Origin of the sequence: Massilia sp. Se16.2.3 (assembly GCF_014171595.1) — a bacterium.
In the GTDB taxonomy this organism is placed as follows: domain Bacteria; phylum Pseudomonadota; class Gammaproteobacteria; order Burkholderiales; family Burkholderiaceae_D; genus Telluria.
Window position 1 is genome coordinate 228,978 of record NZ_CP050451.1, and the last position, 19,306, is coordinate 248,283.

14 protein-coding genes and 3 pseudogenes are annotated in these 19,306 nt (G+C 66.0%); 6 read left to right on the plus strand and 11 right to left on the minus strand.

Going from position 1 to position 19,306, the window contains the following annotated elements:
* Window positions 1-77: 77 nt before the first annotated feature.
* The 5 genes and pseudogenes from G4G31_RS01110 to G4G31_RS01130 all read right to left on the minus strand — a co-directional run bounded on the left by G4G31_RS01110 (window position 78) and on the right by G4G31_RS01130 (window position 7,137).
* A pseudogene (locus G4G31_RS01110) lies at window positions 78-1,567 on the minus strand (efflux transporter outer membrane subunit).
* Window positions 1,564-4,746 carry an efflux RND transporter permease subunit gene (locus tag G4G31_RS01115; RefSeq protein ID WP_182989941.1) on the minus strand — a complete coding sequence of 1,061 codons (3,183 nt, stop codon included), beginning with the start codon at window positions 4,744-4,746 and terminating at the stop codon, window positions 1,564-1,566. Before G4G31_RS01115 ends, G4G31_RS01110 begins: the two are co-directional and overlap by 4 nt.
* Before the next feature lie 3 nt (window positions 4,747-4,749).
* Window positions 4,750-5,940, minus strand: a complete 1,191-nt coding sequence (locus G4G31_RS01120; protein ID WP_182989942.1) for an efflux RND transporter periplasmic adaptor subunit — start codon at window positions 5,938-5,940, stop codon at window positions 4,750-4,752.
* A gap of 145 nt (window positions 5,941-6,085) precedes the next feature.
* Window positions 6,086-6,943: an alpha/beta hydrolase gene (locus tag G4G31_RS01125; protein ID WP_182989943.1), complete on the minus strand. Its 858-nt coding sequence runs from the start codon at window positions 6,941-6,943 to the stop codon at window positions 6,086-6,088.
* Window positions 6,940-7,137, minus strand: a complete 198-nt coding sequence (locus tag G4G31_RS01130; protein ID WP_182989944.1) for a hypothetical protein — start codon at window positions 7,135-7,137, stop codon at window positions 6,940-6,942. The genes G4G31_RS01125 and G4G31_RS01130 overlap by 4 nt, the downstream gene beginning before the upstream one ends.
* Window positions 7,138-7,318: 181 nt before the next feature.
* Between G4G31_RS01130 and G4G31_RS01135 the strand changes: the two genes are divergently transcribed.
* From G4G31_RS01135 to G4G31_RS01160, 6 genes are all read left to right on the plus strand, one after another.
* Window positions 7,319-8,269: a LysR family transcriptional regulator gene (locus G4G31_RS01135; protein ID WP_182989945.1), complete on the plus strand. Its 951-nt coding sequence runs from the start codon at window positions 7,319-7,321 to the stop codon at window positions 8,267-8,269.
* Between the two features lie 60 nt (window positions 8,270-8,329).
* Window positions 8,330-8,776, plus strand: coding sequence for a DUF962 domain-containing protein (locus G4G31_RS01140; protein WP_182989946.1), 447 nt, complete (start codon window positions 8,330-8,332; stop codon window positions 8,774-8,776).
* Window positions 8,777-8,878: 102 nt separating this feature from the next.
* The gene (locus tag G4G31_RS01145; protein ID WP_182989947.1) at window positions 8,879-9,286 is read left to right on the plus strand and encodes a glycine zipper 2TM domain-containing protein; all 408 of its coding nucleotides are present in this window, start codon (window positions 8,879-8,881) and stop codon (window positions 9,284-9,286) included.
* Between the two features lie 195 nt (window positions 9,287-9,481).
* Entirely contained in the window at window positions 9,482-10,420 is a 939-nt protein-coding gene (locus tag G4G31_RS01150) for a DMT family transporter (RefSeq protein WP_182989948.1), read from the plus strand.
* Window positions 10,417-10,914: a GNAT family N-acetyltransferase gene (locus G4G31_RS01155; RefSeq protein ID WP_182989949.1), complete on the plus strand. Its 498-nt coding sequence runs from the start codon at window positions 10,417-10,419 to the stop codon at window positions 10,912-10,914. The genes G4G31_RS01150 and G4G31_RS01155 overlap by 4 nt, the downstream gene beginning before the upstream one ends.
* A gap of 410 nt (window positions 10,915-11,324) precedes the next feature.
* Window positions 11,325-11,504 carry a hypothetical protein gene (locus tag G4G31_RS01160; RefSeq protein ID WP_182989950.1) on the plus strand — a complete coding sequence of 60 codons (180 nt, stop codon included), beginning with the start codon at window positions 11,325-11,327 and terminating at the stop codon, window positions 11,502-11,504.
* 259 nt (window positions 11,505-11,763) lie between these two features.
* Here G4G31_RS01160 and hutI read toward each other — a convergent pair.
* The 6 genes and pseudogenes from hutI to hutU all read right to left on the minus strand — a co-directional run bounded on the left by hutI (window position 11,764) and on the right by hutU (window position 19,076).
* Window positions 11,764-13,006 (minus strand): annotated as a pseudogene (gene hutI, locus G4G31_RS01165) (imidazolonepropionase).
* Window positions 12,999-13,604, minus strand: a complete 606-nt coding sequence (locus tag G4G31_RS01170) for a HutD family protein (protein ID WP_182989951.1) — start codon at window positions 13,602-13,604, stop codon at window positions 12,999-13,001. Before G4G31_RS01170 ends, hutI begins: the two are co-directional and overlap by 8 nt.
* Window positions 13,601-14,968 (minus strand): formimidoylglutamate deiminase, encoded by a 1,368-nt coding sequence (locus G4G31_RS01175; protein WP_182989952.1) that lies wholly within the window; start codon window positions 14,966-14,968, stop codon window positions 13,601-13,603. Before G4G31_RS01175 ends, G4G31_RS01170 begins: the two co-directional genes overlap by 4 nt.
* Window positions 14,965-15,753 (minus strand): N-formylglutamate deformylase, encoded by a 789-nt coding sequence (gene hutG, locus G4G31_RS01180; protein ID WP_182989953.1) that lies wholly within the window; start codon window positions 15,751-15,753, stop codon window positions 14,965-14,967. The genes G4G31_RS01175 and hutG overlap by 4 nt, the downstream gene beginning before the upstream one ends.
* Window positions 15,754-15,777: 24 nt before the next feature.
* Window positions 15,778-17,327, minus strand: a pseudogene (hutH, locus tag G4G31_RS01185) (histidine ammonia-lyase).
* 36 nt (window positions 17,328-17,363) lie between these two features.
* Window positions 17,364-19,076 carry a urocanate hydratase gene (hutU, locus tag G4G31_RS01190; protein WP_182989954.1) on the minus strand — a complete coding sequence of 571 codons (1,713 nt, stop codon included), beginning with the start codon at window positions 19,074-19,076 and terminating at the stop codon, window positions 17,364-17,366.
* Between the last annotated feature and the right edge of the window lie 230 nt (window positions 19,077-19,306).

The window sequence follows — 19,306 nt, forward strand, 5'->3', positions numbered from 1 at the left end:
AAAAAGCGCGGTCCGCCGGCGAGCGGGCCGCGCAAGGAGATTGATGAGAACAATACAGGTCGATTCTTAACGCCAGCTTATCTGCGTGCCTGCGCATCTTCCCGCGCCGGCGCATCCCAGCCGCCGCCCAGCGCGCGGATCAGCGCCACCGTAGTCACGGCGCGGTTGCCGCGCAACTGCACTGCGCTGCGCTCGGCGGCCGCCAGGTTGCGCTGGGCGTCGAGCAGGTCGAGGTAGCTGGAACGGCCGGCGTCGTAGAGCTTGCGCGCCAGCTCGGCCGAGCGGCGGGCCGACGCCACCGCCTCGTCCAGCTGCGCGCCCTGTTCGGCCAGGATGCGCAGGCCGGCCAGGTTGTCCTCGACTTCGGCAAAGGCGCCGAGCACGCGTTCGCGATACGACCCCACCGCTTCTTCCAGCCCCGCTTCGCTGCGCGCGACGTTCGCCGCATTGCGTCCGCCGTCAATCACGGGCAGCGACAGCAGCGCGCCCAGTACCCCAGAGCGGCTGCTCCACTTGAATACTTCGGCCACCGTGCCGCCCACGCCGCCGCCGGACGCAGTGATGTCCAGCGCCGGGAACATGGCCGAGCGCGCGACGCCGACGCGGGCGTTCGCCGCCTGCATGCCGCGCTGGGCAGCCGCGATGTCGGGGCGGCGTTCGAGCAGGGTCGATGGCAGACCCGCGGGAACGACGGGCAACTGCAGGGCGTCCGGCAGCGGGCTGGCCGCGGCCGTGAAGTGCGCCGCTGGGCGGCCCAGCAGCGTTGCCAGCGCGTGTTCCGCCGTGCTGCGCTGGCGCTGCAGACCGATCGCTTCGGCGCGCGTCGTCGCCAGTTCGGTCCTGGCGCGCGTCAGGTCGAATTCGCCGATGTCGCCGAGGTCGAAGCGGCGCTGGTTCACCCCACGCTTTCTGCGCGCAGGCGCACCGCCCGGTTCACGGTCTCGAGTTCGGCGTCCAGCGCCCGCAGCCGCAGCCAGGTTTGCGCCACGTCCGCCTGCAGCGACAGCAGCACCGAACGGTAGCTGGCTTCGACCGCGCCCGCATCCTGGCGCGCGGCCTCGACATTCGCCGCCACGCGGCCGAACAAATCGACCTCGTAGCTGGCGCTCAGGCTGGCCGTGTAGGTGTTCTGCGGCGGCACCGGCGTGCCCTGCGCCAGGCCAGCCTCGAGCGGCGACGGCCGTCCGCGCTGGGCAGCGACGCCGAGCCCCACCTGCGGCATGCGGTCGGCCTGGGCGATACCGGCGATCGCCCTCGCCTGCTTCACCCGCGCCGCCGCCACCGCCAGGCTGGCGTTGTTGCGGGTCGCTTCCCCCATCAACTCGTTCAAGGCCGGGTCCTGGAAAGCGAGCCACCATTCGCCGCGCGCTTGCGCTTCGCTTGGCTGCGCCAGCTTCCAGCGGCTGCCGTCCGCCAGCGTCTGCACGCTGCCTGGCGCTTCCTTGAACGCGACCGGCACGTCCATCTGTGGCTGCTTGAAATCAGGCGCCGCGCAGGCCGACAGCACGGCGGCGACCAGCGGCGCCAGCAGGAACGGCGCCATGCCGCGTAAGCTCAATCTATTCATGGTGCGACTCCTTCAGGTGCGACGACCATTGGATGGCGTACGACCGGTTTTTCGAAACGCTTCGCGAACGTGCGCAGCAGGACATAGAACAGCGGCGTCAGGAAGAGGCCAAAGAAGGTCACGCCCAGCATCCCGGCAAACACGGCGACACCCATCGCATGGCGCATCTCGGCACCGGCGCCACTGGAGAACACCAGCGGCAGCACACCCATGATGAAAGCGATCGAGGTCATCAGGATCGGACGCAGGCGCAACCTGGCCGCTTCCAGTGCCGCGTCGACGACGCTGCGGCCATGGTGCTCCAGTTCGCGGGCAAATTCGACGATCAGGATCGCGTTCTTCGAGGCCAGTCCCACCAGTACGAACAGCGCGATCTGGGTGAACACGTTGTTGTCGCCGCCGGTGAGTTTCACACCCAGAAGCGCGCACAGGATCGACATCGGCACGATCAGGATCACGGCCAGCGGCAGGGTCCAGCTTTCGTACTGGGCGGCCAGCACCAGGAAGACCAGCAGCACGCACAGCGGGAAGACATAGACCATCGTGTTCCCCGACAGGATGTCCTGGTAAGTCAGGTCGGTCCATTCATGGGTGATCCCTTTCGGCAGCGTCTCCTTGGCGATCTGCTCCATGATGGCCTGCGCCTGGCCCGACGACACGCCCGCTGCCGGGCCGCCGTTCATGTCGGCCGACACATAGGCGTTATAGCGCTGCACGCGGTCCGGGCCATAGCTGTCCTTCACCTGCATCAGGGACGACAGCGGGATCATCTCGCCTTTGATGCTGCGCACCTTCAGCTGGGCGATCTGCTCCGGCTGCGAGCGGAAGGGGGCGTCCGCCTGCACGCGCACCTGGTAAGTCCTGCCGAACTGATTGAAGTCGTTCACGTACAGCGAACCGAGGTTCACCTGCAAGGTCTGGTAGATGGTCTGCAGCGGCACGCCGAGCTGCTTGGCTTTGACCCGGTCGACGTCCGCGAACAGCTGCGGCACGTTGATCTGGTAGCTGGAGAACACGCCCTGCAGGCGCGGGTCTGCCCAGGCTTTCATCTGCATCGCCTGCGCCGCCTTGTACAGCGCGTCGTAGCCGAGATTACCCCGGTCTTCCAGCATCATCTTGAAGCCGCCGGTGGTGCCCAGGCCATTCACGGGCGGTGGCGGCAGCACCATGACGAAGGCGTCTTCGACCGCGCCCATGCGCTTGTTGATCTCCGCGGCGATGGCCTCGGCCGAGTGCTCCTTGCCTTTGCGTTCGTGGAAGGGCTTCAGGGTGGTGAACACGATGCCGGCGTTCGGCGCATTCGTAAAACCGTTGATCGACAGGCCAGGGAAAGCCACCGACGATTCCACACCCGGGATTTCGGCGGCAATCGCCGACATCTTGCGGATCACGGCATCGGTGCGGTCGAGCGAGGCGGCGTCCGGCAGCTGGGCAAAGCCGATCAGATAGGCTTTATCTTGCTGCGGCACGAAGCCAGGCGGCACCACCTTGAACATGAAGGCGGCGCCCACGCCCAGCAGCGCATACACGGCCAGGGCCACGGTCTTGCGGCGCAGGACGGTTTTGACGCCGCCTTCGTAGCGGTGCGAGGCGCGTCCGAAGAAGCGGTTGAAACCGGCGAAGAAGCGGCCGAACAGGCGGTCGATGACACGGGTCAGCCGGTCTTTCGGTGCATCATGCGCCTGCAGCAGCGCGCTTGATAAGGCCGGGGCGAGCGTGAGCGAAGCGAAGGCCGAGATCACGGTGGAGATCGCAATCGTCAGCGCGAACTGGCGGTAGAACTGGCCGGTCAGGCCCGATACGAAAGCGATCGGCACGAACACGGCGCACAGCACCAGGGCAATCGCGATGATCGGACCGCTGACTTCCTTCATGGCCTGGATGGTCGCGTCGTGCGGGGTCAAGCCATTCGTGATGTTGCGCTCGACGTTCTCGACCACGACGATGGCGTCGTCGACCACGATACCGATCGCCAGCACCAGCCCGAACAGCGACAGCGTATTGATCGAGAAGCCGAACATCAGCATCACGGCGAAGGTGCCCACCACCGACACCGGCACGGCCAGCAGCGGAATGAGCGAGGCGCGCCAGCTTTGCAGGAACACGATCACGACGAGGGCGACCAGGATGATGGCCTCGAACAGGGTGTGGATGACGGAGTCGATCGACTCGCGCACGAATTGGGTCGGGTCGTACACAATGCTGTATTCGACACCTTCCGGAAACTCCCTGGACAATTCCTCCATGGTGGCACGCACGTCCGTCGAGAGCTGCAGCGCGTTCGCGTTCGGCGCCTCGAAGATGGGAATGGCGACGGCCGATTTGTTGTTCAGGAGCGAGCGCAGCGAATAGGAATTCGATCCCATCTCGAGGCGCGCTACGTCCTTGAGAAAAGTAGTGGCGCCATCCTCGCCCGTTTTCACGATGATGTTGCCGAACTCCTCGACACTGGATAATCGCCCTTGCGTGTTGACGGTCAGCTGGAACTCGGCGCCCTTGCTCGGCCCCTGGCCGACGACGCCGGCCGCCACCTGCACGTTCTGCTCGCGAATCGCATCGACGACGTCGCCTGCCGTCAGGCCGCGCGCCGCCACCTTCTGCGGATCGAGCCAGACGCGCATCGCATAGTCGCCCGAGCCGAACAGCTGCACTTCGCCCATGCCGTGGATGCGCGCCAGGCGGTCCTTGACGTTCAGGGTCGCGTAGTTGCGCAGGTAGAGGTCGTCGTAGCGGCCGTCCGGGGAATTCAGGTGCACCACCATCGTCAGGTTGGGCGAGCTTTTCACGGTGGTGACGCCGATCTGGCGCACTTCCTCGGGCAGGCGCGGCAGCGCGCGCTGGACGCGGTTCTGCACCTGCGTCTCGGCCTGCTCGATATCGGTGCCGATGGCGAAGGTCAGCGTCAGCATCAGGGCGCCGTCGGAGGTGTTTTGCGAGGACATGTAGAGCATGTTCTCGACGCCGTTGATCTGTTCCTCCAACGGCGCGGCCACGGTTTCGGCAATCACCTTCGGATTGGCGCCCGGGTACTGGGCGCGCACCACCACCGAAGGCGGCACCACGTCCGGATATTCCGACACCGGCAGCTGGAAGATCGCGATCAGGCCGCCGACGAAGATCAGCACCGACAGCACAGCCGCGAAGATGGGTTTATCGACAAAGAAGCGGGAGAAGTTCATGGCTTACTCCTTGGCGTTGGTGGCGGCCAGGGCCAGCGACTGGGCAGGCGCGCCATCCATCGCGACCATGGTCGGTGCCAGCGGCGCACCGGGACGCACGCGCTGCAGGCCGTTGACGACGATCTTCTCGCCCGCCTTCAAACCCGAACGCACCACGCGCAGGCCGTCGATGTTCGGCCCCAGCGTGACGGGACGGTACTCGGCCTTGTTATCCGCGCCGACGACGACCACGTACTTGCGGCTCTGGTCGGTGCCGACGGCGCGGTCGCTGATCAGGACCGCCTTGCGGCTATCGGCTGCGCCCAGCTGGATACGCGCGAACAGGCCCGGCGCGAGCGTGCGTTCGGCGTTGTCGAACACGGCGCGCATGCGTACGCTGCCGGAACGGGCGTCGAGCTGGTTGTCGACGAATTCGAGTTTTCCTTCGTGCGGGAAGCCCTCTTCGTTGGCCAGGCCCACGCGCACCGCCACCGGCGCGCCCTGCTGGGCACGGGCACCGACGCGCAAGTACGTGTCTTCGTCGCCATCGAAGCTGGCATAGATGCGGTTCAGGGACACGACCGAGGTCAGCACGGCCGTCGGGTCGACCAGGTTGCCGAGGGTGATCTCGGCTTTCGAGACGCGGCCGTCGATGGGCGAGACGACGCGGGTGTCGGCCAGGTTCAGGCGCGCCGATTCGACCTGGGCCTGGGCGGCGTTCGCATTCGCTTCCAGTTCGTTAACGGCCGCCTGGGCTTCATCGAACTCGCGCCTGGCGATGGCCTTGTCGGCGAGCAGGCTCTCGGCTCTCGCCAGTTCGCGCCGCGCCAGTTCCAGCTTGGCGCGTGCCGAGGCGGCAGCTGCCGTGGCGCGGGCGGCTTCGGCCTGGTAGGGGCGCGGATCGACCACGAACAACACGTCGCCCTTTTTCACTTCGCTGCCCGGCTTGAAGTTGACAGTCGTGATGAAGCCGGACACGCGCGAGCGGATCTCGACGCGCTCCACCGCTTCCAGCCGGCCCGAGAATTCCTGGGTTTCAGCGACCGGCTTTTCCAGCACCAGCGCGGCCGATACCGGAGGTGCCGCGGGTGCTGTTGGTGCGGCTTTGCTGTTGGCGTCGCCACAGCCCGACAGCGCGGTGGCGAACAGGCCGGCGGCCAATAACGCCGCTGCCAGGGGCCGCACGGCGGCGGCGAATGATGGATGATTTCTCATGTTGACTCCTTTTTCTTGCGAGAATGTTAATCAGTAGGCGACACCGGTCCCTTCCACGACGAATCGCGGAAAAACAGGGGTTCGCCGCGCCTGCTCAGGCGCGTGTCCGGTCAATCAGGGATGGGAAAAACGGAAAGGTGCTGACTTAGCCGGGCGGGGCCTCCTGCCCGCCGAGGCTTGCGATGAAGCGTGCGATTTCCACCTGCGCATGGGCTTCGCAGGCGCATTCGTTGCGGTCTTCGGCCTGCACGGGTGCCGGCAGCAGGCGCAGCACGGTGGCCGCGACGCCGAAGCTGGCCAGCTTGGCGCCGTAGGCTTCGGCTTCGTCGCGCAGGGGGTCGTCCTCGGCCGACAGGATCAGGGCCGGCGGCAGGTTTTTCAGGCGGCTCGACTGCAGGGGCGAGGCATACGGGTGCGTGCGGTCGGCGGCGTTGGGCAGGTAGTCGCGGTAGGCGGCGGCGCAGCCGTCGGCCAGCTTTTCCTTGTCCGGGCACTGCGTCATGGCGCGCATCGAGCAGCTCGACAGACCGGGGTCGAGCATCGGCATGAGCAGGATCTGGCCGTCGAGTTTCGGGGCGCCGCGGTCGCGCGACATCAGGGCGCACACGGCCGCCAGGTTGGCGCCCGCCTCGATGCCGGCGACGATCATGCGCTTGCCGTTCCAGCCAAGTTTTGTCTTGTTCTTCTTTGCCCACAGCAGCACCGCATGGGCATCTTCGACCGCCGACGGGAAAGGGCGCGCGGTCGCCAGCGTGTAGTTCGATGCCAGCACCAGCTGCGCCGTGCTGGCGCTGACCATGCGGCGCAGGAAGCTGTCGGATTCATCGAGCTCGTCCCGGACGAAAGCGCCGCCGGGGAAGAACACGACCAGGGTGTCGCGCTTGGAAGGCGCGCCGGCGGCATACAGGCGGGCGCGCAGGACGCCTTGCTCGCCGCTCACTTCGAGGTCGCGCACGCGCACCGGGTCGGGCTGCAGGGACTGGCTGTCGAGTGGCGCGTTCATCCGTTGGCCTCGCGATTCAGTGCCATGTTCAGCCCGGGGTTAAGCGTCACCGGTGCCGGCGCCACCGTGCCCGCCACGATCGCCGCCAGCGCATGCACGCCACGCGCCTCGGCACCCGCTGCCTGGACATAGGCCTTGCTGCCGACCACAAAGGCCATCGCCAGCGTACCCAGCGCCAGCGAGATCGTTGTCACGACGGTTTCCCGGTTGTTCATGTTGCTACCCCTGCTACGGATGGATGGAATTTCATGTGTCAGTACGAGCACTATAGACATGGTCTACAATCTGATAAAGATGCCAATTTCGAATTGATTGTTCGGATATTCTGAACAATAGGCATAAAGTTAGGGCTTTTCTGCGCGAGTGGGGAGAGAAATGAACAAGTTGCAGGCGATGGAAGTCTTCGTTCAGGTGGTCGATACCGGCAGTTTTACGCGCACGGCCGAGATGCTGAACCTGCCGAAGGCGAGCGTGTCGACCATGGTGCAGGCCCTGGAAGCTTCGCTCTCGGCCAAGCTCCTGCACCGCACCACCCGCCAGGTGACGGTGACGACCGACGGCGCCGCCTACTATGAACGCTGCGTGCGCATCCTGTCGGACGTGCGCGATGCCGAGGAATCGCTGTCGCGCATGCGCGTCAACCCGAGCGGACGGCTGCGCGTGGACACGCCCACCGGCCTGTCGAGCGAGATCCTGGTACCGGCCCTGCCCGATTTCTTCGAGCGCTATCCCGACATCACGCTGGAACTGGGCAGTACCGACCGTCCGGTGGACCTGATCGAGGAAGGCGTCGACTGCGCGGTGCGCGGCGGACCGCTGTTCGACACCAGCCTGATCGCGCGCCGCGTCGGCGTCATCAATTTTGTTACGGCGGCATCGCCCTCCTACCTGGCGCGCCATGGCCTGCCCCAGCACCCCGGTGACCTGGTGCGCCACCGCTGCGTCAATTATTTCTCCGCCAAGACCGGCAAGGTCTACGACTGGGATTTCAACCGCGACGGCGAACGTATCGAGATCCCGATGCCGGGCGTGATCGCCCTGAACGACTCGAACGCCTATGTGCAGGCAGGACTGGCCGGCCTGGGCATCATCCAGATGACCGATTACCTGCTGGTGCGCCACGTACAGGAAGGCCGGATGGTGCAGGTATTGCCGGACTGGGCGAGCGACCCGCTGCCGGTGCACATCGTCTACCCGCAGAACCGACACCTGTCGGCCAAGGTGCGCGTGTTCGTCGAATGGATTTCCGAGCTGTTCGCGAACCATCCGCATATGCGCCTGGGCCCGCGTCCGGCCTTTGCGACCCAGGTGGCCGAGCATGCCTGAGCGCGGCGGCGCGGGTGTAGAATTCCCGGCACAAGACCAATTGTTTTTGCCGGAGACACCATGGACCAGACTGCCCAAGCACGTAACATCCACATGCTGCTGGATCAATACAGCGACAGCCACCGCAATCCGACCAACGAGCGCTTCCACATGGTCTGCGTGCCGCTGATCGTGTTTTCGCTGCTCGGCATCCTGTGGGCGATCCATCCGGTGGTGGCGCTGGCGGCCGTGCTGGGTGCGATGTGGTATTACTTCCAGCTGTCGAAGCCCTTCGCCTGGGGCATGCTCGCGATGTCGGCCGTGATGCTGGCGGTGCTGGCGCTGATGCCGCCGATGACGGTGCTGCCGCTGTCGATCGCCATCTTCGTGGTTGCCTGGATCGGCCAGTTCATCGGCCACAAGATCGAGGGCAAGAAGCCGTCCTTCCTCGACGACCTGCGCTTCCTGCTGATCGGGCCGCTGTTCGTGCTGGGCTTCCTGTACCGGCGCCTGCATTGGGCCTACTGAGCTGGCGTACTGAAGCCGCCTGTTGCTCGCACGCGTCGCGCGTGCTGCGCTGCCTGTTTTGCGGGAGTAAGCTGGAAGGACGCATGCTGCCGGAGAATCGCCATGAAAGCTCCTTTCGCCTTTGCCCCGCTTTTCCTTGCTGCCCTGCTTGCCGGCTGCGCCACGCCGCCACAGTCGGGTAGCGTCTACCACGCTTCCCAGACCCAGAACGAACAGGTCGTGCGCATGGGCACGGTCGAATCGGTCAGGAACGTTACCATCGCCAATCCGGAATCCGGGGTCGGTACCATGGGCGGCGCCGCGCTTGGTGGCCTGGCCGGCTCCCAAATTGGCCATGGCGACGGTTCGGCGGCCATGGGCATCGTTGGCGCCATCGCAGGCGGCCTGATCGGCAACCGGGTGGAAGCGAACGCCAACAACCGCCCCGGCTTCGAGATCACGGTCAAGCTCGACAGCGGCGAACTGCGCGCCGTCACGCAGGTGGCGGACGAACTGTTCCGGCCGGGCTAGCGGGTGCGGCTGCTGAGCAACGGCTACAACACGCGCGTAACGCACTGAAGGCGTAGAACCACACGCGGCGGCTGGCCCCCTGCCATGCCCGGCCGCTGCGTCGGCGCGCTTCTTGCCGCCTCTGGCGCCCTGCCTCCTGAATTACCGCGCAATTTATGGACAACGGGCAATCCGGAAAGCACGTATACTTCCGCGATGCCTTCTTCCGTCCTCTTCGTCATCGCCTCGCTGATCTGGGGCTCCACTTTCTTTGCCATCACCCTGCAGCTGGGCGAAGTCCCGCCGGCCGTCTCGGTGGTGTATCGCTTCGCGCTGGCGTCCTTCGTGCTGTTCGCCATCTGCATCGGCCGCGGCCATAAAATCCAGCTGCCCTGGCGCACCCAGAAATGGCTGATGGTGCAGGGCATGGCGACCTTCGGTCTCTCGTATATCTGCACCTACCAGGCCGAGGAAGTGGTCGTGTCCGGCCTGGTGGCGGTGCTGTTTGCGCTGATGGTATTCTGGACGCCCCTGCTTGGATGCCTGTTCCATGGCACCCCTCTGGCCGCGCGCACCTGGAGCGCCGGCGCAGCCGCCACTTGTGGCGTCGCCCTGCTGTTCTACCATTCCATCGCCACCGCCTGGCACGACCTGCAGGTCGGTGGCAGCGGCCACTTCCTGCTCGGCGTGGTACTGGCGCTGGTGGCGACGATCGCCAGTTCGGCCGGCAGCGTTGTCGTCGGCAAGGTGCGCGCCCAGTCGAGCAACGTGATGCTGACCACGGCCTGGTCGATGCTGTGGGGTACGCTGCTGGTGGCCGCCTATGTCGTCGTGACCGGCCAGCGTTTCGTGCCGCCGCCGACGCTGACCTATACGCTCGGCCTTTTGTACCTGGCCATCTTCGGTTCGGTGATCGCCTTCCTGGCCTATTTCACGCTGATCAACCGCATCGGGCCACAGAAGGCCGTGTACATCGGCGTCATCACGCCGGTCCTGTCGGTGCTGCTGTCGATCAAACTGGAAGGCTACCGTCCCGGCCCCGTCGAATTCCTCGGCATGATCCTGTGCCTGGCCAGCGTGGCCTGGGCCCTGCGCGCACCCGCACCCAAACCTGTGCAAGAAGACCTTTTGACCAACGTAAGCGAAACCCCATGACCGCTGTCACCCATTTCTCCATCCGCCCTGCCGAACCGGCCGACGTCAGCCACATCCATTCGATGATCGTCGAGCTGGCCGTGTTCGAAAAACTCGAGCACATGGTCGTTGCCACCGAAGAGCTGCTGCACGAGGGACTGTTCGGCACCCGTCCCGCCTGCGAAGCGATCGTCGGCGAGGAGAACGGCGAAGTCGTCGCCTTCGCCCTGTTCTTCCATAATTTCTCGACCTTCCTGACCAAGAAGGGCCTGTACCTGGAAGACCTTTACGTGCGTCAATCGCACCGCGGCAAGGGATACGGCACCGAACTGCTGTCGCGCCTGGCCCAGTTGGCCGTCGAGCGCGGCTGCGGCCGCTTCGAATGGTCGGTGCTGGACTGGAACGAGCCGGCCATCGGCTTCTACCGCAACATGGGTGCCGAGATCTTGCCGGAATGGCGCATCTGCCGCGTGACGGGCGAAGCGCTCGACCAGCTGGCGCGCCGCGCGGACTGAACATGCAGTATTAAGAGCGTCGAACAAAAGGCTCAGGGCAAGGCGCCTCGTCGAAGACAGTACGCTAGTACGGCGAGACGAGGCAACGCAGCCATGAGGCTTTTGTTCGGCGCTCTCACAAAGAAAAACCCACGGGACCGTAAGGCGCCGTGGGCGAACCCATTGTTTAGAATGGGGAGGGGAGACTGGAAATCAACGACTTCACTATAGCCCGGTGAAATCGCGAAAAGTGGTTGCTCTTACAATTGCTTACCTCTCTTACCGATTCTCTGATACCTATAATTACCGAGCTGGAGACGGGCGAATTGAGGCTTCTCAAGGCTTCGCCAGGGCTGTCGCACGATTGAGTGATCACAAATGCAAGGAATGGGTGGCGCCGAGAATAGGCTCTTCGCACAAGGGGAGACACCATGGCACTCATCCTGCAACCGATTACCAGGCGGATCTACAAGGCATGGCTGCGTTCGCGCTTGGATAACTACACGCGCAGCCTGCACGCCATCGCGGCCCAGCGCGAGAACGATTTCCAGGCCGAGCGCCTGCTGCACCGGGCAGTGTCGAATACGCGGTCGAAGTTGCAGTCGTTGTGAAAGTTCAGCCGGCTGGCGCCTCTGTATGCATCAGCGCCGTTCCGGAAATGCGGTCCAGTAATCGCTAATCGCTTCTTGCAGGGCCGAACCGATGTCGTCGCAATCCTTGCGAAAGAAGTAATCAGGCGAAGCAACGCGCGTTATCACGATCGTCTGGCGCAGCTGCGTACGTCCCCCGTCCCATTTGATGAGCAGTACGCCACCATCGTCCCGGATGCGCTCTATGTCGGCAAGATATTGTCAAACACACCGGCCTGTTTCAAAACCCCGCCGGCAAACCGATATCCCGCTCGCGCATCACGCCGCCATTCACCACCGCCTGGCAGGGATTGAAGCCGATCGCGTAGGCCAGCTCGGCCGGACGGGCAATGTCCCATAAAGCGAAATCGGCGCGCTTGCCCACTTCCAGGGTGCCGACCTCCGCCTGCAGCCCGAGCGCGCGCGCCGCGTGCACAGTGGTACCAAGCAGCGCCTCGCGCGGCGTCAGGCGCCACAGGGTACAAGCCAGGTTCATCGCCAGCAGGAGCGAAGTCATCGGCGAGGTACCCGGGTTGCAGTCGGTCGACACGGCCAGCGGTACGCCCGCCTCGCGCAGCGCGCCGATCGGCGGCACTTTGCTCTCGCGGAGAAAATAATAGGCGCCGGGCAGCAGCACGGCGACCGTGCCGGCGGCCGCCATGGCCTGGACGCCGGCCGCCGTCAGGTGTTCCGGTGGTCGGCCGAGAGCCCGCGGTAGCGCGCCACCAATTCGGCCCCGCGCTGTTCTGACAGTTGTTCGGCATGCAGTTTCACGGGCAGCCCGAGGCGTTTCGCCGCGGCGAACACACGCTCGGTCTGGTCATAACTGAAGCCGATGCGCTCGCAGAAGGCGTCGACCGCGTCGACCAGGCCCTCCTTGACCAGCAGCGGCAGCATGCGCTCGGCGACCTCGGCGATGTAGTCATCGGCACGCTCGGCAAACTCCGGCGGCAACGCGTGTGCGCCGAGGAAGGTGGTACGCACGCGCACCGGCAGCAGTTCGCCGATGCGGCGGGCGGCGCGCAGCATGTTCGCTTCACCCAGCATGTTCAGGCCGTAGCCGGACTTGATTTCGAGCGTGGTGACGCCCTCGGCCAGCAATTGCGAGACACGCGGCGCGCTCTGGCGCAGCAGGTCTTCCACGGTGGCGGCACGGGTGGCACGCACGGTCGACATGATGCCGCCGCCCTTTGCGGCGATGTCCTCGTAGCTGGCGCCTTCGAGGCGCGCTTCCCCTCCTCGCTGCGGTTGCCCGCGTGGACGATATGGGTGTGGCAGTCGATCAGGCCGGGTGTCAGCCAGGCGCCGTCGCAGTCGTGGATGACGGCGGCGCGCGGGGCATCGCGGCGTGCGCCCAGCCAGGCGATGCGCCCGTGGTGCACGGCAATGGCGCCGTCCTTGATCTCGCCGTAGCCCTCGACCATCGTGGCCAGGTTCACGTTCGCAAACAGGGCGTCGAAACGCGGGCCATGGCGCTCACTCATAGTCTTCTTCCTCGTCCTCGTTGTAGTAGAAAATGTCGACAATGAAAATGGTCGCCTGGCTCGTTTCCAGCGACCAGACGGTGCCCGGGTCGAACATCACGGCGTCGTAGCGCACCATGTTGATGCGTTCGGTGTCGCTGGCGATCTCCAGGGTCTCGCCCTCGGCCAGGAACAGGACGGTCAGGTCGGCGCGCGCGACGAAGCGCGATGTGCCGGCCAGGCGGCGCCGTCCGAACTGATGGTAGCAGCGGTCGCTGCGCGTCATGACGTTGAAGTCGGTGGTGGGGCCGCGATTGAGCTTGGCCACGACATCGGAGTCGCCATCGAAGGCCAGCACCGGGCCGCTCTCGCACAGGATGACGCGCTCGCTGCCGTCGATGTCGAGCGTCATGCCGTTGCCGTCCACCAGCGCCAGCGTGCGGTCCACGCCCGGAAAGCGCGAGAACGGGCCATCCTCGGCGATGGTGGCGAGGCTGACGCGCCAGTCGAAGTCGTCGAAGCCGGCCTCGGGCGGACCGATGGCAATGGTGGTGGTGCTGCCGCCGCCATTCTTCCACGGCACCGCCGACAGCCCGGCAAACGGAATCAGGATGTTCATGCTCTCACCTCGCGCAGCTGGTTGATGGCTTCCCGGTAGCGGCGTGCAATGGCCTCCTGCGCCATGTGGCGCCCGCCCTGCACCACCCAGCGCCCGCCGGCCAGCACGTCGCGCACCGGGTTGTCGTTGCCACAGAAGACCAGGCGGCCGAGCACGTCGGTCTCGAGCGCACCCTCCAGGTTCGGATGCGTGCTGTCGAGCACGAGCAGATCGGCACGCCGGCCCGGCGCCAGGGCGCCCACTGGCCGCCCGGATGCCTGGGCACCGCCGGATAGCGCATCCTGCCACAGGTTTTCGCCCACGTGGCGCCGCGCCGGGCTGGCGACGATATTCCGGCGCTGCCCCACCAGGCGCTGGCCATATTCGAGCCAGCGCAATTCCTCGACCGGGCTCTGCGACACGTGGCTGTCGCTGCCGATGCCCCAGCGCCCGCCGGCGGCCAGGTAGTCGGACAGGGGGAACAGGCCGTCGCCCAGGTTCGCCTCGGTGGTCGGACAGAGTCCGGCAACGGCGCCGCTGGCGGCCAGCTGCGCCACTTCCGCTTCGTTCAAATGCGTCGCATGCACCAGGCACCAGCGCGCATCGACCGCGATCGCGTCGAACAGGTATTCCACCGGGCGCCGGCTTGAGAATTCCGGGCTCTGGCGCACTTCGCCCTGCTGTTCCGCGATATGGATGTGCAGCGGGCGTCCGGCGGGCAGGCTGGCGGCCAGTTCGCGGATCTGCTCGATGCCGGCCGCGCGCAAGGAATGCGGCGCCGCGCCCACTTCGAGCTGGCCGCCCCGCAGCGGCGCCAACGCCTCGACGATACCGAGCACGGAGTCGACATCGCTGCGGAAGCGCCCCTGCTCCGGTTTCAGGGGCTGGGCGCCGAAGCCGCTGTGACTGTAGAGCACCGGCAACATCGTCAGCCCGATGCCGGACTGCTGGCCGGCCGCCACCACGCGTTCGGCCATTTCGGCGGGACGGGCATAGGCCTTGCCCGCCGGGTCGCGGTGGATATAGTGGAATTCGCACAGCGCCGTGTAGCCATGGCGCAGGCATTCGGAGAACAGCTGGGTCGCGATCGCTTCCAGCTGCTCGGGCGTGATGCTGGCGCCGAAGCGGTACATCAAATCGCGCCAGGTCCAGAAACTGTCCGGGCCATCGCCCGCCTGTTCGGTCAGCCCGCCCAGGGCGCGCTGGAAAGCGTGCGAATGCAGGTTGACCATGCCCGGCACGACGTAGTCGGCGCGCGCCACGCCGATCGGTGGACGCGCATGGGCTTCGACCTTGGTGAGGTTGCCGCGCCCGTCCCATTCGATCAGCACGTCGCCGTGCCAGCCTTCCGGCAGGAGCGCATGGCGCGCGAACAGGGCGTTCATGCGCGCACCCAGGCCAGCGCGGCGCCCATCATGTCGGCCAGCAGCGGCTGCACCTCGGCGGCGATCTCGGGGCGGTAGGCAAACGGCGGCGCCTCGTCCATGTACAGGCACTGGCACATCTCGAGCTGGATCGCATGCACGCCTTCCTGCGGCTGGCCGTAGAAACGGGTGATGTGGCCGCCCTTGAAACGGCCGTTCACCGCCATGCTGAAGCGGTCCTGGGCGCGCGCCACGCCAACGACCGCCCGTTCCAGGCCAGGGTCGCAGGACTTGCCTTCGGCGGTGCCGAAGTTCAGGTCGGGCAGGCGGCCTTCGAAGAAGCGCGGTACCTGGGAGGCGATGGAGTGCGCGTCCCACAGCACCACGCGCCCATGCAGCGCCAGCAGGCGCGCCAGTTCCGCGCGCAGTTGATTGTGATACGGGCGCCAGTAGCGTTCGAGCCGGCGTTTGACTTCCGCCTCGTCCGGCAGGCGCCCTTCCTGGTACAGGCTGTCGCGCCCAAAGGTGTCCACTGGACACAGGCCCGTGGTGTCCATGCCCGGATACAGGTTCGTATTCTCGGGCGGGCGGTTCAGGTCGATGACATAGCGCGACCAGCGCGCCGCCAGCGTCGAGATGCCGAGGCGCTCGGCCGATTCGTAGAGCTCGGCCAGGTGCCAGTCGGTATCGGCCTTTGCCAGCGCGCAGGGCGCCATCGTTGCGGCGATGTCGTCGGGAATATCGGTGCCCACATGGGGCATCGACAACAGCATCGGGGCGCTACCCGCCTTGAACCGGAAATCCATCGCGACTCCTGTGCCTGGGTTGAATTAAGGGTGTAAAACCGTGAACAGTTCCTTGCACGAGGCCGACAACTCGCCTTTGATCACCATCTGGCGTGCCGCTTCGATATCCGGAGCGAAGAAGCGGTCGGCGTCGAACGGCGGCACGCGCGTACGCAACTGGGCGTGCACGTGCTCGAGGTGCCCGGAACTGCGCAAGGGGCGGTGGAACTCGATGCCCTGGCCGGCCGCCAGCAGTTCGATCCCGACAATGACGGCCGTATTGTGCGCCATCTGGTCGAGCCGGCGCGCGGCGAAGGTGGCCATGCTGACGTGGTCTTCCTGGTTGGCCGAGGTCGGCAAGCTGTCGACGCTGGCCGGATGCGCCAGCGACTTGTTTTCCGATGCCAGCGCCGCCGCCGTCACGTGGGCGATCATGAAGCCGGAGTTCAGGCCCGGTTCGCGCACCAGGAAGGCCGGCAGGCCGGACAGGTTCGCATCGATCAAGAGAGCGATGCGGCGTTCGGACAGCGCGCCGATTTCGGCAATCGCCAGCGCCAGCGTGTCGGCGGCGAAGGCGACCGGCTCGGCGTGGAAGTTACCGCCCGAGACGATCGCGCCATCGTCGGGGAAGAGCAATGGATTGTCGGTGACGGCATTCGCCTCGATCAGCAGGGTGCGGCTGGCGTTCGCCACCAGGTCCATCACGGCGCCCATCACCTGCGGCTGGCAGCGCAGGCTGTAGGGGTCCTGCACGCGCTCGTCGCCGACCAGGTGCGAAGCGCGGATCGCGCTGCCCGCCACCAGTTCGCGGTAGATGGCGGCAGCGGCGATCTGGCCCGGCTGGCCGCGCACGGCGTGGATGCGCGCGTCGAAGGGCGCATCGCTGCCGCGTGCAGCGTCGACCGACAAGGCGCCGGTGACCATTGCCGCTTCCACCAGGCGTTCGGCCATGAACAGGCCGTGCAGGGCCAGCGCGGTCGATACCGGGTGCCGTTGATCAGGGCCAGGCCCTCTTTCGCCGCCAGCGACACGGGTTGGATGCCAGCGGCGTCCAGCGCCGCGGCGGCATCCATGATACGGCCGTCGACGCGGACCGGGCCCACGCCCAGCATGGCCAGCGTCATGTGCGCCAGCGGCGCCAGGTCGCCCGAGGCGCCGACCGATCCCTGGCAAGGAATGGCAGGCATGATGCCGGCGTTGTACATCGCGATCAGGGTATCGATGATCAAGGGACGCACGCCCGAGTAGCCGCGCGCCAGGCTGCCGATTTTCGTCAGCAGGATCAGGCGCACCACCGGGTCGGCGATCAGCTCGCCGGTGCCGACCGCGTGCGACAGGATCAGGTTGCGCTGCAGCTGCTCCAATTGATCGTTCGGGATATGGGCCTTGGCCAGGATGCCGAAGCCGGTGTTGATACCGTAGGCCGGGTCACCCTTGGCGACGATGGTTTTCACCAGTTCGTTCGAGGCCGCGATCGGGGCGGCGGCTTCCGGCGCCAGCGCGATCGGGAAGTGGCCGGCCCAGGCCGCGCGCAGGTCGGCCAGCGTCAGGGCGCCGGGTTGCAGGGTCCAGCTGTGCTGCGATGCGTTCTTCATTGGTGCAATGCCTTTGTACTGTGTACTTTTATACGATTACTTGATCATCGGGAGATTCAGGCCGGTGCGCTTGGCACAGGCGATGGCGGATTCGTAGCCGGCGTCGGCATGGCGCATCACACCCGAGCCGCTGTCGTTCACCAGCACGCGCGCCAGGCGCTGCGCCGCCGCTTCCGTGCCGTCGGCAACGATGACGACGCCGGAGTGCTGCGAGTAGCCCATGCCGACGCCGCCGCCATGGTGCAGCGAGACCCAGGTGGCGCCGCCGGCGGTATTGAGCAGTGCGTTGAGCAGCGGCCAGTCCGACACCGCGTCGGTACCGTCACGCATGCTCTCGGTTTCGCGGTTCGGGCTGGCGACCGAGCCGGTATCGAGGTGGTCGCGCCCGATGACGACCGGCGCCTTCAGTTCGCCCGTGCGCACCATCTCGTTGAAGGCCAGGCCGGCCAGGTGGCGTTCGCCCAGCCCCAGCCAGCAGATGCGTGCCGGCAGGCCCTGGAAGGCGATGCGCTCGCGCGCCATGTCGAGCCAGCGGTGCACCTGTTTGTGCTGCGGGAACAGCTCCTTGATCTTGGCATCGGTTTTATAGATGTCTTCCGGGTCGCCCGACAGCGCCACCCAGCGGAAGGGCCCGCGCCCTTCGCAAAACTGCGGGCGGATGTACGCTGGCACGAAGCCGGGGAAGTCGAAGGCGTTCTGCACGCCCTCGTCGAACGCGACCTGGCGGATGTTGTTGCCGTAGTCGACCGCGTGGCTGCCCAGCGCCTTGAAGTCGAGGATGGCCTGCACGTGGACCGCGCAGGATTTGGCGGCCGCCGCTTTCAGGCGCGCGTGCTGCGACGGGTCGGCTTGCGCGGCCTTCCACTCCTGCACGCTCCAGCCGCTCGGCAGGTAGCCGTGGATCAGGTCGTGCGCCGAGGTCTGGTCGGTGACGAGGTCCGGCACCAGGCCGCCGGCACGGGCGCGGCGCACCAGTTCCGGCAGCAGGTCGGCGGCATTGCCGAGCAGGCCGATGGAGACGGCTTCGCGCTTGCCCGTATGTTCCTTGATGAGGGCCAGGGCCTCGTCGATATCCTTCGCCTGCTTGTCGAGATAGCGGGTGCGCAGGCGGAAATCGATACTGCTCTGCTGGCACTCGATATTGAGCGACACGGCGCCGGCGAAGGTGGCTGCCAGCGGCTGCGCGCCGCCCATGCCGCCCAGGCCGGCGGTGAGGATCCAGCGTCCGGCCATGTCGCCGCCGAAATGCTGGCGACCGGCTTCGGCAAAGGTTTCGTAGGTGCCCTGCACGATGCCCTGGGTGCCGATATAGATCCAGCTGCCGGCCGTCATCTGGCCGTACATGAACAGGCCTTTGCGGTCGAGCTCGTTGAAATGCTCCCAGTTCGCCCATTTCGGCACCAGGTTCGAGTTCGCCAGCAGCACGCGCGGGGCGTCTTCGTGGGTCTGGAACACGCCGACGGGTTTGCCGGACTGGATCAGGAGGGTCTGGTCGTTTTCCAGTTCGCGCAGCGAAGCGAGGATCTGGTCATAGCACTCCCAGTTGCGCGCGGCGCGGCCGATGCCGCCATAGACCACCAGGCGCTGCGGATCCTCGGCCACCTCGGCATCGAGGTTGTTCTGCAACATGCGGTAAGCGGCTTCGGTCAGCCAGCTCTTGCAGGACAACTCGGTGCCGCGCGGGGCACGGATGGTGCGCGAAGGGTCGAAGCGCGGGTCGACGTCGACGCGGGGCGATTCTTGGGTCATGGCAGCTCCTGGATTTGGGATTCCGTAGAGTCTAGGTTGTCTATACAACAGCGTCAATCCATATTGTCGCCACGCTTTCGTAGGGTGGGCTCTCGAGCCCACGCTGTCGTACTGTCGCGAGACGATAAAGCGGTGCATAACAAATAGGCGTGCGCACCAGGTTTTGCATGCATTTCGACTGGCATATGCCCTACCGCGTGGGCTCAAGAGCCCACCCTACGTTCTCCGTG